Origin of the sequence: Nocardioides soli (assembly GCF_014191495.1) — a bacterium.
Taxonomy (GTDB): domain Bacteria; phylum Actinomycetota; class Actinomycetes; order Propionibacteriales; family Nocardioidaceae; genus Nocardioides; species Nocardioides soli.
Genome location: NZ_JACHWR010000002.1, coordinates 867922 through 884230, shown reverse-complemented (window position 1 = coordinate 884230; position 16309 = coordinate 867922). Strand labels below are relative to the sequence as shown.

Sequence of the window (16309 nt, the reverse complement as noted above, 5' to 3'; positions counted from 1 at the left end):
CTCCGGTCGGGCCTGTGGGCCCGCTCCTCAGCCGGACAGCTGATCTGCGACGTGTCGTGCGAGTCGCTTCGCCACCATCACGGTGGGCAGGTGGGTGTTGGCGGCCGGGATGTCGGGGAGCACGGAGGCGTCGATGACGCTGACGCCGTCGTACCCGATGACGCTGCCGTGCAGGTCCACGACGGCGCCGTCGTCGGCGGGGTCGCCCATGCGGCAGGTCCCCACGGGGTGGAGGTAGTTGCCGAGGCGGCCCTCGAGCCAGGTGTCGACGAACTCCTCGGACCGCAGCCGGTCGAAGGTGGTGCCGGTCCCGGCCTCGACGCGCTCGACGGTCTTCTCGAAGGCGGGCGTGGCGAGCACCTCTCCGAGGATCTGCAGGCCGGCGAGGAAGGCCTGCTTGTCGTCGTCGGTGCTGATCAGGTCCAGGTCGATCGCGAGCCGGCCGGTCGCGTCGTCGAGTCCGAGGCCGCCGCTCGACGTCGCGGTCATCAGCGACATCACGAGGACGCCGGCCGCGCCCTCCGGCGCCCCGGCCAGGCTGCCGTGCATGGGCAGCAGGTGGATGTCGCTGGGCGTGCGACCGGACGAGGTGCGCAGCACCGAGCCGATGGTCGGGATCGAGCGGTCCTCGGCGGGCGCGTCCGCGTGCAGCACGAGGTCGACGCGGATGGCGGCGTGGTCCTTCAGGTTGCGGCCCAGGCCGGGCCGGGAGATGCCGGAGCGCATCAGGATCTCCGGGCTCCCGAACGCGCCCGCGCACAGCACCACGTGGTCGGCGTCGATCCGCGAGCCGTCCGAGAGCCGGACGCCGGTCACCTGCGGGCCACGGCACTCGAGCGCGACCACCGTGGCGTCGTCGCGGACCGTGACGCGTCCGTCGGCCCGGGCGCCGTCGAGGAACTGCTCCGCGCTCGAGCTGCGGCCGGCGTCGTCGGCGGTCAGCCAGAGGCGACCGGCGCCGTCCTGCTCGTCGAAGCGGAGATCGACGTCGTCGGGCATGCCGAGGTCGGCGGCGGCGTCGCGCAGGGCGCGGTCGACCACGGTGAGCTCGTCCTCGCGGACCTGGCGCAGCGTGGGGAACAGCTCCGCGAAGGTCGGGGCGACGTCGTCCCAGCCCCAGCCGGTGCAGCCGTACCGGTCCCGCCAGCGGTCGTAGTCCGCGGCGATGCCCGGGAGGCCGATCATCGCGTTGACCGCGCCCGACCCGCCGATGCCACGACCGCGCAGGTAGTCACGGGGCGCCTCGCCCCGACGGAACGACGCGACGACTCCGCTCCAGAACGCCGCGGGCTCGTCGAGGGCGTCCATGTACGCGATCGATCGGAGCCGGGCCGGACGGCTCTCCGGCGTCCGGTCGCTGCCGGCCTCGACGAGGAGCACCTCGCAGCCACCACCGAGCTCGGCGGCGACGACGCACCCGGCAGACCCGGCACCGACGACTACTACCCGCTTCATCAGACCCCTCCGCTCCATGACGACCCTGTGACGTCGATCTCGCTATCGTGGAGATCACGAGGAAGTTACATTCATTTCAGGTCGTCTGCCAAGAGGCTTGCCTGAAATATTTCGATCGAATCTGCTTCTCCCCTGCCCCCAGCCCGTCGCGGCGCGCGATTCTCGCTCGATCACGGTCGCGGACGGGCGAGAGATCGCTCTTGGGCCCCGCGCGAGCGTTCTGAACTATCTGTTTCAGGTCAGCCCTGATCTCGGATTCCGCAAGATCGATGTCACTTCCTGTTACGATGCGCGAGTGACGATGCCGGACGCTGACACCACCCCGGCCGGCGGCGACGCAGACGGCCCTCCGGCCTCGGTCCGCCGGGCCGTGCAACAGTCGATGGAGCGGCTCAGCAACAGCGAGCGGAAGGTGGCGCGCGCCCTGCTGGCCGGCTACCCCGGCTCCGGTCTCACCACGGTCGCCGACCTGGCCGCCGCGGCCGGCGTCAGCCCGCCCACGGTGATCCGGTTCACCGCCCGGCTCGGGTACGACGGCTACCCCCAACTGCAGCGCGCGATCGTGCACGAGGTCAACGAGGGCATGGGCTCGCCGCTGGCGCAGTACGGCGACACCCGCCGGTCCGAGGGCGAGGAGGTCCTCGACCACGCGGTGCGGACCATCCAGTCGAGCCTCGAGCGCTCGTTCTCCGAGCTGTCCAGCTGGGACTTCAAGCGCGTCGTCCGACTGCTCAGCGACGAGTCCCGTGAGATCCGGGTCGTGGGCGGCCGCTTCAGCCGCCTGCTGGCCGACTACCTCTCCTCCCACCTGCACCTCCTGCGCGGCCGGGTGCAGCTGATGAGCGAGCCCGGGCTCGAGCGCCTGGCCGCGATCGCGGACGCCGGCCCGAGCACCCTCCTGGTCGTGTTCGACTACCGCCGCTACGACGAGGCGGTCGGGCAGTTCGCCGTCGACATGAAGTCGCGGGGGTCGAGCGTCGTGCTGCTGACCGACAACTGGCTCTCGCCCGTCGCGAAGATCGCCGACGTCGTGCTCACCAGCCGGGTCGAGGCACCCTCCCCCTTCGACTCACTCGTCCCCGCGATGGCCCTCACCGAGGCGCTGATCGCGGCCCTCACCGATGCCGTCGGCGACCGGGGCCGCGAGCGGCTCGAGCGGCTGGAGGCCTTCGACCCCCAGGCCCGGCACCTCGAGGACCAGGCCTGACCCTGGAACCACCGGTACCGCACGGCGGGGTGGTTTCGAGGTTCGGGCCTGGCGGCCCTCACACCTCAACCACCGGGCTCACGCCGGTTGAGGTGCGAAGGCGCTCAGCGCCTCAGCCTCGAAACCCGGCGAGTCTGGAGGCTCGCGCTGGTTGAGGTGCGAAGGCGCTCAGCGCCTGAGCCTCGAAACCCGGCGAGTCTGGAGGCGAGCGGGACCACGGTCAGGTACCTCGGGTGTGGTGGTTTCGAGGTTCGGGCCTGGCGGCCCTCACACCTCAACCACCGGGCTCACGCCGGTTGAGGTGCGAAGGCGTTCTGCGCCTGAGCCTCGAAACCCGGTGAGTCTGGAGGCCACCGGCTGACCCGCTCGATCACCTCGTTGCGATGACCGGCCGCCGGGCACAGGCGCGGCCAGCAGACGTCGCAGACCGCGCCGCCCGAGCGGCGTCCCGGCAGACCCATCACAGACCCTGATGCGGGTGGCGGTGCTCACGCGGCGGGTCGAGGTTCTCCTTGATCGCGCGCACGGACGTCCAGCGACGGAGGTTGTCGGGGGCGCCGGCCTTGTCGTTGGTCCCGGAGGCGCGGGCACCGCCGAACGGCTGCTGCCCCACGACGGCGCCGGTCGGCTTGTCGTTGAGGTAGAAGTTGCCCGCCGCGTTGCGCAGCAGGACGGTGCCGCGGTGCAGCGCGACGCGGTCGGTCGCGAAGACGGCGCCGGTGAGGGCGTACGTGCTGGTGTCGGCGATGTGGGTGGCCATCGCCTCGAACTCGTCGTCCTCGTAGACGTGCACGGCCAGGATCGGGCCGAAGTACTCCGTGTCGAACATCGCGTGCTCCGGGGTGTCGATCTCGACGATCGTGGGCCGGACGAACCAGCCGTCGGCGTCGTCGTACGTCCCGCCGGCGAGCACCGTGCACGCGTCGTCGGCGTGTGCGGCGTCGATCGCGGCGGCGTGCTTGCGGTAGGCCCGCTCGTCGATGACCGCGCCCATGAAGTGGGAGGGGTCGGTGACGTCGCCCATCGTCAGGGACTCGACGGCGCTGCAGAGGTCGTCGCGGATCGCGCTCCACAGCGACCTGGGCAGGTAGGCCCGCGAGGCGGCCGAGCACTTCTGCCCCTGGTACTCGAAGGCCCCGCGGATCAGGGCGGTGCGCAGTGCCACCAGGTCCGCCGAGGGGTGCGCGAGGACGAACCCCTTGCCCCCGGTCTCGCCGACGATGCGGGGGTAGGCCGCGTAGCGGCCGAGGCCGCCGGCGACCTCCGCCCAGAGGTGGCGGAACGTGGCCGTCGATCCGGTGAAGTGGATGCCGGCGAGAGCACGGTGCCGGAGCGCGACGTCGCTGACCAGCCGGCCGTCGCCGGGGAGCATGTTGATGACGCCGGGCGGCAGCCCGGCCTCCTGGAGCAGCCGCATCGTGTGGTGTGCGGCGAGCTGCTGGGTGGGCGACGGCTTCCACAGCACGGTGTTGCCCATCAGCGCCGGCGCGGTGGGGAGGTTCCCGGCGATGGCGGTGAAGTTGAAGGGCGTGATCGCGTACACGAAGCCCTCGAGGGGCCGGTACTCGAGCCGGTTCCAGGTCAGCGGCGAGTTGGCTGCCGGCTGGCCCGCGATGATCTCGCGGCCGAAGGCGACGTTGAACCGCCAGAAGTCGGCGAGCTCGCAGGCGGCGTCGATCTCGGCCTGCGCCACGGTCTTGGACTGTCCGAGCATCGTCGCGGCGTTCAGGGTGTCGCGCCACCGGCCGGACAGCAGGTCCGCGGCACGCAGGAAGACGGCGGCGCGCTCGTCGTAGGGCAGTGCGGCCCACCCGTCTGCTGCGGCGGCCGCGGCCGCGACGGCGCGCTCCGTCTGCTCCTCGGTCGCGTGGCGCGAGGTGCCGAGCACCGAACTGGTGCGGTGTGGCTCCCGGACCTCGAAGGGCACGCCGGTGCCGGCGTCCCACTCAGCGCCGATGAGGGCGGGTAGGTCGAGGGGCGTGGCCCGCTGGGCATCGGCCTCGCGGAGGACGGCCGCCAGCTCCGGGCTCCCGGCGGCGTAGGTGTGGACCGGCTCGTTGACCGGGGTGGGCACGTTGGTGATGGCGTTCATGGTCAGGCCTTGTCCTCCAGGCCCGACGGCGCGAGCGCGCTCAGCGCCGTCGAGATCCGCCCCGGCTCGATGCCCAGGGCCTCGGCACGCTCCTTGCGGACGATCGCCTCGCGAACCAGGTGCGCTCCGACGTACCGGATCGGGTCGGGTGGGAAGTGCTTCGCCGGGGCGGACACCAGGCCGGCGTTGCTCCACTCGTCGTCGCGCCCGAGCACCATCGAGGCGAGCATCTTGCCGCCGACGACGCTGGGCCCGACGCCGTTGCCCGACCAGCCGACGCCGACGGCGATCGTCTTCTCCCGGTTGAGCCAGTCGATGATCGGGAGGCTGTTGTAGGTGCGGTCGATCGGCCCGGCCCAGTCGTGGGTGATCGGCGCCTGCCGCAGCATCGGGTAGTAGCGGTGGAAGTCGCGGGTGACCATCCCGGCGCGGCCGGAGTGCCGCTCCATGGCCGGCGGCAGGTAGCCGCCGATGCCGATGGCCCAGCCGCCCTTGCCGAACACGACCCGGCCCGACTCGGTCGTCCGGTAGTAGCAGACGAGCGTCTGGGAGTCGGTGATCGCGGGGCCCTCGCGCCAGCCGATCTCGTCGAGCTCGTCCGGGATCGGCGCGGTCGCCACGATGTCGCTGGAGATCACGAACAGGCGCGTGTGCAGCTCGCGCAGGCCGGCGGCCCACGCATTGGTGGCCACCACGACCTTCTCGGCCGTGACGCTGCCCTGGTCGGTGCGCACCACGGGCCGGCCGCGACGGCCGAGCTTCCGGACCTTGGTGTTCTCGTGGATCGTGACACCGAGCTCGAGCGCGCGCTCCCGCATCGCCCGCACCAGGTGACCCGGGTGCACGATCGCGCCCGAGGCCTCCAGTACGCCGGAGAGGTGGGTCGGGCTGCCCGACTGCCGGGCGACCTCGGCCGGTGTCAGCGGCCGGAACGCACCGGGCTGGGCGTCGTCCGCCAGCCGGACGACGTCTCGCCAGGAGTCGTCGTGCGCCGGCGCGGTGGCGGTCCAGAGCCAGCCGCTGCGCCGGAACTCGGCCTCGGGTGCGTGGGCGCGGCAGAAGTCGCCGATCTCGTCGATGGCGTCCTCGGAGGCGCGGGCCAGGCGGAGCGCCTCCTCCTTGCCGAACAGCGCGACGAGCGAGGAGAACTTGGGCCACCAGGACAGCACGAAGCCGCCGTTGCGGCCGGAGGCGCCGCCGCCGCAGACGTCGGCCTCGAGGACGGTCACGTCGACGCCGGGGTCCACGGCCTTGATCCGCAGTGCGGTCCACAGCCCGACGTACCCGCCGCCGATGATGGCGATGTCGGTCGTGCGGTTGCCGACGAGGCGGTCGGTGGCGGGGCCGGTGCCGGCCTCCTGCAGCCACAGCGACCGGTGCTTGGCAGTGGGCATGTCGTCAGTACCTCCAACGGAGCAGGTCGATGCGCTCCTCGAGACCACGAGCGCCGTAGGTGTCGTCCTCGTAGCGATGCACGCCCACGAACGAGTCGATGAGCTCGTCGCCGAGCGCCTTGCGGAGCACGGCGTTGGACTCGAGGCGGTCGAGGCTCTCGGCGAGGGAGCCGGGCAGCCGGCCGACGCCGAGCCGGGTGCACTCGTCGTCGGTCAGGGAGGCGGGGTCGGTGTCGATCGGGTCGAGGATCGGCGCCTCGCTGGAGATCGCGTCCTGCGTCGTCGCCATCACGGCGGCGACGACGAGGTAGGGGTTGGCGGCCGGCTCGATGACCTTGACCTCGCAGTTGGCGGCGGACTGGCCGTGCCCGACGGTGCCCTTGATGAACCGGATTCCGGCCTCCCGGTTCTCCGGTCCCCAGCACACCCAGGCGCCGCTCCACATGCCGGGCAGGAGGCGGTCGGTGCTCAGGACGCTGGGCGCGAACAGCGCAACGGTGTCCGGCAGGGTCCGAGCGAGCGCGGAGACCATGGCCAGGCCCGCCTCGGTCATGCCGCAGGTGCGGTCCCCGTCGGTGAACACGTTGCTGCCCTGGTGCATCGCCGACACGTGCAGGTGCGCGCCGTTGCCGATGCCGTTGGCCGCCGTGATCGGCGCGAACGACGCGCGCAGGCCGTGTCGCAGCGCGGTTCGGGAGGCCACGATCCGGGTGACGACCGAGTTGTCGGCGGCGGTGACCGGGTCGGTCGGCCCGATCGAGACCTCCACCTGTCCCTGGCCGTACTCAGGATGGATCTGCTCGACCTCGATGCCGGCGTCCGCCAGGGCGTCGGCGAGCTCGAGGATGAACGGCTCGAGCTGGAGGAACGGCGTCAGCCCGTAGCCGGGGCCGCGGTGCGCCAGCACCGCCTCGTCTCCCCCGTCTCCCTCGAAGAGGGTGAACTCGAACTCGAAGGCCATCTTGTACTCGTAGCCACGAGCGGCCGCGTCGTCCTGGAGTCGCTGCGCCGCCGAACGCGGACAGGTCGCCATCGGCTCGAGGCTCTGGTCGAGCTGGTTCACGGGCGCCCAGTCGAGCGTCGGGGAGATCCGCCGGCGCGCGGCCAGGTCGGGGACCAGCCGCATGTCACCGACGGCCATGTCCGGCCGGAGCGGGATCACGTGGTCGTCGACGCACATGCCGGCGAAGGCGGGCGAGAGCCCCATGCCCTTGCGCGCGATGCTGTCGACCCGCGCGGGGGGCACCATCTTGGCCCGGGTCACGCCGGCGTTGTCGACGATGGTGACGAGGAGGTTGCTGGACGGTGGGTTCACGACATGCTCCATTCGGCGAGAGACCCCGATGAACGCTGGCTCAACACGTGCTCGGCGGCGACGAAACCGGCGAGCAGGACCCGCGCGACGTCCTCGATGGCCTCGTCGGGTGGGAGGAACTTGGGGCTGTGGAGCCCCGGGGAGGTCGGGGAGCCGTCGCCGGTGCCGACGAAGGCCATGACCGAGGGCAGGACGTCGCTGTAGTAGGCGAAGTCGTCGGCGCCGCACGAGCGGAGGTCCTGGCCGACGGTGAGCCGGTGGCCCTCGAGCAGCGGCCGCATGACCTCGACGATCGCGGGATCGTTGGTCAGCACCGGCTCCCCGCGGGTGATGGTGAAGCTCGCCGTACAGCCGTAGCCGGCGGCGACGTTCTGCGAGATCGACTCGACGTCGCGCTCGACCTGCACCCGATGGCCGGAGTCGAAGGTCCGGATGGTGCCGAGGATGCGCACATCGTTCGGGATGACGTTCGCCGACTGTCCGCCCTGGATCAGGCCGATGGAGACGACGGCGGGCTGCATCGGGTCGGTACGCCGGGAGACGATCTGCTGCAGTGCGGTGATCACCGCGGCCGCGGCGAGCACCGAGTCCTCGACCGTGTGGGGGTAGGCCGCGTGGCCGCCCACGCCGGAGATGACGATCTCGAACTCGTCGGACGCCGCGTTGACCGGGCCCGATGCCGCCGAGGTGGTCCCGTGCGCGATGCGGGGCTGCAGGTGCGCGCCGATCACGGCGCCGATCTCCGCGGTCCGCCACTCCTCGGCGGCCAGCATGTCGACCGCGCCGCAGGGGTAGGTCTCCTCGCGCGGTTGGAGCAGGGCGACGACCGGTACGTCGGGCATGGTGGTGCGGATCGACCAGACCGCGGCGTACAGCGCGGCCATGTGGACGTCGTGACCGCACGCATGCATCGCGCCGTTCGTGGACGCCCACGGCACCCCGGTGGCCTCGGTGATCGGGAGCGCGTCGAGCTCGGCGCGCAGCGCCACCGCCTGGCCGCCGCGCGGGCCGAACCGGAGGATGCGGCCGTCGGCGATCGACGGCTGCTGCGGCATGCCGAGGCGCTGGGCCAACAGCTCGGCGATCTCGTCCTCCTTGCCGCCGACGCGCGGGTCCCGATGGATCACGTGCCGCAGCTCGACGGCGCTCGGGAGGATGGTCTCCAGGGCCGCGTCGAACAGGTGGTGGCGGGAGCGGATGTCAGACATCGGCGTAGACGTTCTGGGCGTTGCCGGAGGCGATCAGGTCGAGGTAGCGGACGGCGTCGCCGGCGCCCATCTCGTCGGCGTCGACCCACGCGGAGAAGATCCGGGTCACGGCGCGGCGCCAGAGCAGCGAGCCGCACAGGTAGAGCTCGGGGAGTCCGTAGGCATCGGTCGAGAAGAGGACCTTGTTGAACGGCGCGAGCTCGAGGGACTCGCGGACCACCTGCGCCGAGCCGAAGCCGGTGTAGTTCACCGCCGCCCCCGTGTCGAGGTAGACGTGCGGATAGACCTGGGCGAGGAAGGCCGCCTCCCGCTGGAACGGGTAGCAGTGCAGCAGTGTGATCGCCGTTCCGGTGCCGACGGTGCGCCGGATGAACTCCGTCATCCGCGAGGGGTCGCAGCGGTACAGGTCGATGTCGGAGTCGCCGTAGCCGACGTGGAACTGGAGCGGCCGCCGGCGATCGACGGCCTCCCACAGCAGGTGCCGGATGATCGTCTCGTCGGTGAGGCGGACCCGCGCGCCGTCCGTACGGCGAGCGACTACGGCGTCCGCCGCGCGGCGGACGTCGGCGAGGCCGGGCCGGGCCGGGTCGAAGTCGAGGCCGTGCCGGTAGGCGACGACCGACTTGAAGCCGACGGCGACCGCGGCGGACTCGTCGAGGCGGTCGGTGAGCCGGGTGACGAACTCGTCCCCGCCGCCGACCTGCTCGAGCAGGCGCTCGGCGATCACCTCGAGCCGGTGCACCTCGCGGTGGGCGGCGCCCGTCGCCGCTCCGATCTCCGCGGCGCCGAGCAGCTCGGAGCCGCCGACGCCGGTCTCGATGATGTAGGTGTCGATGCCGGTCGCCCCGAGCAGCCGCCGGTTGACCTCCTCGGGACCGAGCTCCGACCGACGGGCGACGTACGCCGCACCGGAGCTGTGCTTGGGCAGGTCGAGGAGGGGTGCGCACAGGGCGCGCACGGCCACCCCGAACGGCGTGTCGAAGTTCGACCCGCCGAACGGCGACGGCCAGGAGGACTCGGTGGCGAGGCCCTCGAACCCGGCCAGGTCCAGGTCGGCCGACACCACGCCGTGGCAGTGATGGTCGACGAGACCGAGGCCGTCGACGTACGCGGCGATGTCGCTCATGAACTGAATCCTCACTCTGCCGACTTCAGGGGTCTCACGCCGTCTTGTACTTTTTGTTACAGGATGGCTGGACAAAAGTAGTGGCGTAACGAGTGATTCGCAAGGGGCCGCGCCGGATGGGTCCTCCGAGCTTCGCCATCACTCCTGCGACAGCGCCACGTACCGCCGGTGCCGAGAGTCGCCACTCGCCGTAACACGTATTCCAGTTTGAGATTGACTCATATGGCTGTAACGGTTAGCACATGACGCCACGGTCTGCGGACGGGATCCGTCCGCAGCCGGCCGGTGGCTCGTCCTTGACCGATCAGTGAGCGGGGCCGGTCGGCGGGCCGGCCACCGGCTCGTCGGTGTCGATGAGGGAGGGCGGCCCCATCGCGATCCCCTCCTCGGCGTCCGGGGCCGAGGCCCGGGCGTCGGCCAGCACGTCGGCGGGGACGTGCTGCTCGAGGAAGCGCCGCGCCAGCTGGGTGGAGGGATGGATGGCGATCGTGGCCACCACGATGATGCCGGCGATCACCAGCCAGCCCGCTGCTCCCCAGCTCATCGCGAGGAAGGTGTAGAGCGCCGGGGCCCACACCCGGCCGAGGGTGCCGCTCAGCTCGGAGGCCCCCTGGTAGGCCCCGCGTTGGCGCGGGTCCATCAGCTCGGCCTCGAACGCCCAGCTCGCGGCCGAGAGGTAGAGCTCGGCGCCGGTGACCGTGACGTGTCCCAGCCACACCAGTGCGATCGTCGTCCAGCCGACGGTGTCGTGGGTGGCCAGCGTGATCAGGCACGAGACCACGAAGAACGTGGACGAGATCCGGACCGCCTTCAGTGCGGTCGGCACGTCCTCGACGCCACGCGCCGCCGCCATCGGCAGGAAGATGCACATCACCGTGTTGGTGCCGAACAGGAACGCCAGCAGCACGTGCGGGGCGTCGGTCTCCTCCACCAGCCACAGCGGGATCACGATGTTGAGCAGCACCTGGTTGGTCCAGAACACGCCGGTGAAGAAGGTCGTGAGCAGCCACCCCGGGTTGCGCAGCGGCCCCGGCCCGGGGATCTTGACCTTCCGCTCCTCGGGCGTGCGCTCGTCGTGCGACGCCTTCGGCAGCCTGCTGATCGCGGTCGCGTTGACCAGGAAGACCGCCGCGGTGAACCACGGCACCGCCCTGAGCAGGTCGTCGGAGTGGAAGGCCAGCGCGATGCCGCCCACCAGCGAGCCGAGGGTGAACCCCACGTTGAGCGCGGAGTACATATAGGCGCGCGACCTCACCCGCTCGTCAGCCGGCAGCACGTCGATGGTGTACGCGCCGTGCGCGGCGCCGCCGAGGGCACCGATGACCTCCATGCCGACGGCCATCAGGAGGTACCCCTGGAAGTCGGTGATGAACGGCCACACAGCGAACATCGCGGCCTGCCCGGTCGCGCTGACCGCCCACATCTTCTTCGGCCCGAAGCGGTCGACCAGCTTGCCCATCGGCAGCGCGGCCAGGAAGGCGGCGATGCCTGCGAGGGTCAGGCCGAGGCCCACCTGCGCCGCCGAGAGGCCCACGATCTGGGTGAAGAACACCGCCGACCCGGTCATGAAGGTGCCCTCGCCGAGCGCGAAGAGGAGCGACTGGACGGCGAGCCGGCCCGCCAGCGGAGACGGTGGGCGTGCGTGGCGCAGGATCGCAACGGACATCACCGAAGACTCTGCCCCGCCACCCGACCGATGTCGTGCGATTTTGTCCCGGGCCAGCCCAGTGTGGGGATGGTGGTTTCGAGACAGGCGCCAGCGCGCCTTCCTCAACCACCGTGCCCCCCGACGACGGTGGTTGAGGAGGTTGCGCTAGCAACCGTCTCGAAACCCCGCAAGCCGACCCGCAGCCGCCACCACAGGCGCCGCCACCGCGGTGGTTTCGAGACAGGCGCCAGCGCGCCTTCCTCAACCACCGTGACCGGCTCGCCCTCGTACCTCAACCACCGGGGACCGACGCCCCCACGACGGTGGTTGAGGTGCGAAGGCGCCCTGGCGCCTGAGCCTCGAACCACCCAGGACCCGATCGGCCGGGTGGCTCAGCCGGGCTCGCTGCGGGACACCGCGCTGGTGGGGCGCCGGGTGGCGTCGACGGCGAGGTGGAAAAGGTCGGGGCGCTGGTAGTGCCCGGCGACATCGGCGGCGAAGCGCCACTCCCCCAGGGTCGCGGGGTCGATGTCCGCGATGACGAGGCCCGCACGCTCGCGGACCGGGCCGACGAGCCAGGCGCCGTCGGGGCCGATGACGCCCGAGCCGCCGTCGAAGAGGACGTCGGCGGCGGCGTCCTCGCGCGCGCCGTCGCCGAGCGCGAGGCCCTGGCGGAAGGCGGCCCGCATCTCCTCGGGAACGTCCTCGGTCCGCGCGATGTTCGCAGCGACCACCACATAGCAGCGACCCTCGATCGCGTACGTGCGGCTCGCGAGCTCGTGCGCCTCGGCGAGGTCCGGCCACGACGCGACGTGGACGTCCTCGTGCCCGGCGTGCAGGACCTGGCGCGCCAGCGGGTTCCAGTGCTCCCAGCAGATCAGGCCGCCGACCCGGCCGGCCGCGGTCTCGACGACCCGCAGGCCGGCGGCGTCGCCGAAGGCCCACACGTTCTTCTCCGTGGACGTCGGCACCAGCTTGCGGTGGTGGTTGACCATCGTGCCGTCGGAGTCGATGACGACCTGGCTGTTGTAGACCGTCCCGGAGCCGGGTCCGGCGAGCTCGTTGAGCCCGAGCACGACCACCACGGATCCCTCGCGCGCCGCCTCCCGGACCGGCCCTAGCTGGTCGTCGGCGCCGCCGACGAGGACGCTCGATTCGAGGAGCCGGCGGTACAGGCGGCGGCCCAGCGGGTCGTCCCACGTGGCCGCGCCGAAGCACCAGGCGGGGTAGCCGCCCAGCCACGTCTCGGGGAACGCGACCAGGTCGGCCCCCGCGGCGGCCGCCTCGGCGACCAGCTCGGCGCAGCGCTCGACGCCGGCCTCGCGGTCGCCGAACACGGAGGGGTACTGCACGGCGGCGACGCGCATCAGCGGTCCTCCTGTCCTCGGTTCGGTACGCCGAGCGCGTCGAGCACCTCGGCGGCGGCGCGGTCGCCGGAGCGGATCGCGCCGTCGATGTAGCCGTGCCACACGCCGGAGGTCTCGCTGCCGGCCCAGTGGATGCCCGCCCGCGGAGTGCGCCACCCGCGGTGGCCGTACTCGACCCACGCCCCCGGGGCCGGCACGGCGGCGTACGCGCCCCCGGCCCAGGGGTCCTCGACCCAGTCCTGGACGAGCAGGTCCACCGGCCGAGTGGCCTCGGCGCCGAAGAGCCGGCCGAGCGTGCCGAGCAGCGACGCGCGCCGCCGCTCGTCGTCGAGGGCCGCCCAGGTGCGCAGCCGGTCGCCGTACACGAAGGCGACGAGTACGCCGCAGGCGCCGTCGGCCGGGGAGTTGTCGAAGACCACGCCCGGCAGGTCGTCGGCGGTGAACAGCGACGCCTGGCCGGAGCGGCCCTCGTCGCTCCAGAACGGGCGCTCGTAGACGAGGTGGATCTTGGCGACGTCGCCCATCACGCTGCGCTCCAGCCAGCGCCGCCGGGCCGCCGGGAGCGGCGGGTCGAAGGCGATGGCGCGAGCGGCCGGCGGCGTCGTGGTGACGACGACCCGGTCGGCGCGCACGGCCCCGCGGTCGGTCTCGACCGTGTAGCCGGCGGGCCCGCCGCCGCGGACGGCGCGCACCGGCGTGCCCAGGTGCACCCGCGGGCCGAGGTGCGCGGCGACGGCGAGCGCGGGCGCCTGGGCGCCGTCGACGAACCGCTGGTCCTGGGCGTGGCCGCGGGTGAGCATCAGCTGGTCCCAGCCGCCCGCGGAGGCGACGTAGAAGGCCAGGTGGAGCAGCGAGAGGTCCCGCGGCTCGACGGCCCACACGCCCTGGACGGCCAGCGCGAGGCGCGGCCGGGCGGCCTCCGGCACGGTCGCCAACCAGGACGCGACGGTGGTCGAGTCCAGCCGCTCGGCGTCCGGGGTGGCCGCGGGGTCGTCGAGGTCGACCCGGGCGGCGAGGGCCTCCAGCTCCGCAACGGCCTGTCGGTACTCCGCGTGCCCCGGGGCGGTGGAGTCCTGCGCGGAGGTGCCCTCGTGGATCGAGCCGTCGGACCAGAGCTCCAGGTGCACGCCCTCGTCGTGGGTCGGGAAGCGGGGGCAGCCGAAGCGATCGGCGAGCGCCAGCAGCCGGGTCTGCGTGGGACCCACCCACTGGCCACCGTGGTCGATCGCGTGCGCGCGGGGGTGCGGTGCCGACCAGACCCGCCCGCCGGGCCGGTCGGCGGCCTCGAGCACGACCACGTCGACTCCCGCGTCGGCGAGGGTCAGCGCCGTCGTGAGTCCGGCGTACCCGGCCCCGACGACGACCACCGACGCCCGGTCGGGCAGCCCGCCGCTCATCGCGCCCGGCTCGGGTCGAGGAGGGCGCGGGCGCTGTCGATCACCGCCTGCTGGTGGGGCTGCACGTCCTGTCCCGGCCAGCCGATCCAGTCGGGCTCGAACGGGTCGTCGATCCCGGTGTCGTGGCCGCTCAGCGCCTCGACGACCGCCAGCCCGCAGAAGGGCACGTAGATCGGGGAGTAGCCGCCCTCGTGGCTCATCACCAGCCGTCCCTCGCAGAGTCGCTCCGCCAGCGCCACCAGTCCCTCGGTCATGGTCCGGTAGGTCGACGACGTGACCATCATGGTCGCCAGCGGGTCGGCGTTGCAGGCGTCGAAGCCGCAGGCGACCAGGATCAGCTCCGGCTCGAACGCCGAGATCGCCGGCACGACGACCTGCTCGAAGGCGGCCAGGTAGGCACCGTTGCCCGATCCGGGCGGCAGCGGCACGTTGACGACGGTGCCGAGCGCGTCGCCGCGGCCCCGCTCATCGATCGCGCCCGTGTCGGCCGGGAAGTTGCCGTCCTGGTGCAGCGAGATCGTCAGCACGTCCGGGTCGTCGAGGAAGATCGACTCGGTCCCGTTGCCGTGGTGGACGTCCCAGTCGACGACCGCGAAGCGGCGCAGACCGTAGTGTGCGCGGGCATGCTCGATCGCGACGGCGACGTTGGCGAACATGCAGAAGCCCATCCCGCGCTCGGCGACGGCGTGGTGACCCGGCGGGCGCACCAGCGCGTAGGCGTTGTCGACGGTGCCGTCGAGCACCGCGCGGACGGCGCGGATCGTGCCGCCGGCGGCGAGGGCCGCGACCTCGTACCCGTTCCAGCCGAACGGCGAGGTGCCGTCGCCCATGTCGCCGCCCTCGCGGCGCCGGCTCTGCTCCTGCATCGAGCGCAGGTGCTCCTCGGTGTGCACCCGGAGGAGGTCCTCCTCGGCGGCCGCCCTCGGGCGCAGCTCGGTCAGCTCCTCGCGCAGGCCGCTGACCTCCACGAGCGAGGCGAACCGGGTCTTGGACTCCGCCGACTCGAAGTGCCCGAAGGGCTGCACCCCCGGCGCGCCGAGCACGTAGCCCGCCGCGCGGCCCGTGTCGTGCCAGCCGTAGAGCTCGTGCCAGACCCAGCCGGTACGCCGCGCGCTCACCGGACGAGCTCCGGCAGCGTGCTGCCGAGCAGCCGCTCCGCCTCGGCCATGATCGTGGCGACCACCTCGGCGACGGGTGCGACCTCGTGGATCAGGCCCTGCGACTGGCCCGCCCACCACATGCCGCCGTCGAGCTCGCCGTCGGCGAGGACCCGCTGCCGGCCACGGGCCCCCGAGGCCAGGTCGGCGACGTCCGCGAAGGTGGCGCCCGGCCGCGACCCGATCTCGCGGATGCTCTCGGAGACCTCGTTGCGCGCCACGCGCGCGGTGTTGCGGAACTCGCGGAACACCAGCACGGTGTCGCGCTCGTCGTTGGCGACCAGCTGCCGCTTGACGTTGTCGTGGATCGGCGCCTCGTCGGTCGCCATGAACCGGGTGCCCATGTTCGCCGCACAGGCGCCCAGCGCGAGCGCCGCGACCAGGCCGGCTCCGGTGGCGAGCCCCCCGGAGGCGATGACCGGGATGTCGAGCGCCCGCGTCGCCGCCGGGATCAGCACCAGTCCGGGTACGTCGTCCTCGCCGGGATGACCGGCGCACTCGAAGCCGTCGATGCTGATCGCGTCGACGCCCTTGCGCTGGGCGGAGAGCGCGTGCCGGACACTGGTCGCCTTGTGGATCACCCGGATGTCGGCGGCCTTGAAGTCCGGCAGGTGGGGCTCGGGGCTGGATCCGGCGGTCTCCACGACGCGCACGCCGGACTCCACGATCGCCGCGCGGTACTCGTCGTACGGCACCGGGTCGCGGGTCGGGAGGATCGTCAGGTTCACCCCGAACGGCCGGTCGGTCAGCTCGCGGGTGCGGGCGATCTCCGCCGCGAGCGCCTCGGGCGTCGGCTGGGTCAGCGCCGTCAGGAAGCCCAGGGCGCCCGCCTCGGCGACCGGCGCGATGAGCTCGGCGGTGCCGAGGCCGGTCATGCCTCCGCACACGAGCGGGTGGTCGACACCGAACATCTCGGTGAAGGTGGTTCGGATCATCGGGCTTC

12 protein-coding genes are annotated in these 16309 nt (G+C 72.4%); 1 reads left to right on the top strand and 11 read right to left on the bottom strand.

Annotated elements, in window-relative coordinates:
• Window positions 1–27: 27 nt before the first annotated feature.
• Entirely contained in the window at window positions 28–1455 is a 1428-nt protein-coding gene (locus FHU40_RS14680) for a GMC family oxidoreductase (RefSeq protein ID WP_183593037.1), read from the bottom strand.
• A gap of 301 nt (window positions 1456–1756) precedes the next feature.
• Between FHU40_RS14680 and FHU40_RS14675 the strand changes: the two genes are divergently transcribed.
• Window positions 1757–2662 (top strand): MurR/RpiR family transcriptional regulator, encoded by a 906-nt coding sequence (locus FHU40_RS14675; RefSeq protein ID WP_246390902.1) that lies wholly within the window; start codon window positions 1757–1759, stop codon window positions 2660–2662.
• A gap of 460 nt (window positions 2663–3122) precedes the next feature.
• Here FHU40_RS14675 and pruA read toward each other — a convergent pair whose 3' ends face one another.
• The 10 genes from pruA to FHU40_RS14625 all read right to left on the bottom strand — a co-directional run bounded on the left by pruA (window position 3123) and on the right by FHU40_RS14625 (window position 16301).
• Window positions 3123–4754 (bottom strand): L-glutamate gamma-semialdehyde dehydrogenase, encoded by a 1632-nt coding sequence (gene pruA / locus FHU40_RS14670; protein ID WP_183593035.1) that lies wholly within the window; start codon window positions 4752–4754, stop codon window positions 3123–3125.
• Window positions 4755–4756: 2 nt separating this feature from the next.
• Entirely contained in the window at window positions 4757–6148 is a 1392-nt protein-coding gene (locus FHU40_RS14665; protein WP_183593034.1) for an NAD(P)/FAD-dependent oxidoreductase, read from the bottom strand.
• 4 nt (window positions 6149–6152) lie between these two features.
• Window positions 6153–7463 (bottom strand): type I glutamate--ammonia ligase, encoded by a 1311-nt coding sequence (locus FHU40_RS14660; protein ID WP_183593033.1) that lies wholly within the window; start codon window positions 7461–7463, stop codon window positions 6153–6155.
• Entirely contained in the window at window positions 7460–8671 is a 1212-nt protein-coding gene (locus FHU40_RS14655) for a M20 metallopeptidase family protein (protein WP_183593032.1), read from the bottom strand. The genes FHU40_RS14660 and FHU40_RS14655 overlap by 4 nt, the downstream gene beginning before the upstream one ends.
• Window positions 8664–9797 (bottom strand): amidohydrolase family protein, encoded by a 1134-nt coding sequence (locus tag FHU40_RS14650; protein WP_183593031.1) that lies wholly within the window; start codon window positions 9795–9797, stop codon window positions 8664–8666. Before FHU40_RS14650 ends, FHU40_RS14655 begins: the two co-directional genes overlap by 8 nt.
• A gap of 304 nt (window positions 9798–10101) precedes the next feature.
• Complete coding sequence (locus FHU40_RS14645) at window positions 10102–11463, bottom strand: MFS transporter (RefSeq protein ID WP_183593030.1); 1362 nt, start codon at window positions 11461–11463, stop codon at window positions 10102–10104.
• Between the two features lie 374 nt (window positions 11464–11837).
• Complete coding sequence (locus FHU40_RS14640) at window positions 11838–12812, bottom strand: carbon-nitrogen hydrolase family protein (protein ID WP_183593029.1); 975 nt, start codon at window positions 12810–12812, stop codon at window positions 11838–11840.
• Window positions 12812–14209, bottom strand: a complete 1398-nt coding sequence (locus tag FHU40_RS14635; RefSeq protein WP_183593028.1) for a flavin monoamine oxidase family protein — start codon at window positions 14207–14209, stop codon at window positions 12812–12814. Before FHU40_RS14635 ends, FHU40_RS14640 begins: the two co-directional genes overlap by 1 nt.
• Window positions 14206–15327: a class II histone deacetylase gene (locus FHU40_RS14630; RefSeq protein ID WP_183593027.1), complete on the bottom strand. Its 1122-nt coding sequence runs from the start codon at window positions 15325–15327 to the stop codon at window positions 14206–14208. The genes FHU40_RS14635 and FHU40_RS14630 overlap by 4 nt, the downstream gene beginning before the upstream one ends.
• Window positions 15324–16301, bottom strand: a complete 978-nt coding sequence (locus FHU40_RS14625; protein ID WP_183593026.1) for an NAD(P)H-dependent flavin oxidoreductase — start codon at window positions 16299–16301, stop codon at window positions 15324–15326. Before FHU40_RS14625 ends, FHU40_RS14630 begins: the two co-directional genes overlap by 4 nt.
• Window positions 16302–16309 lie beyond the last annotated feature (8 nt).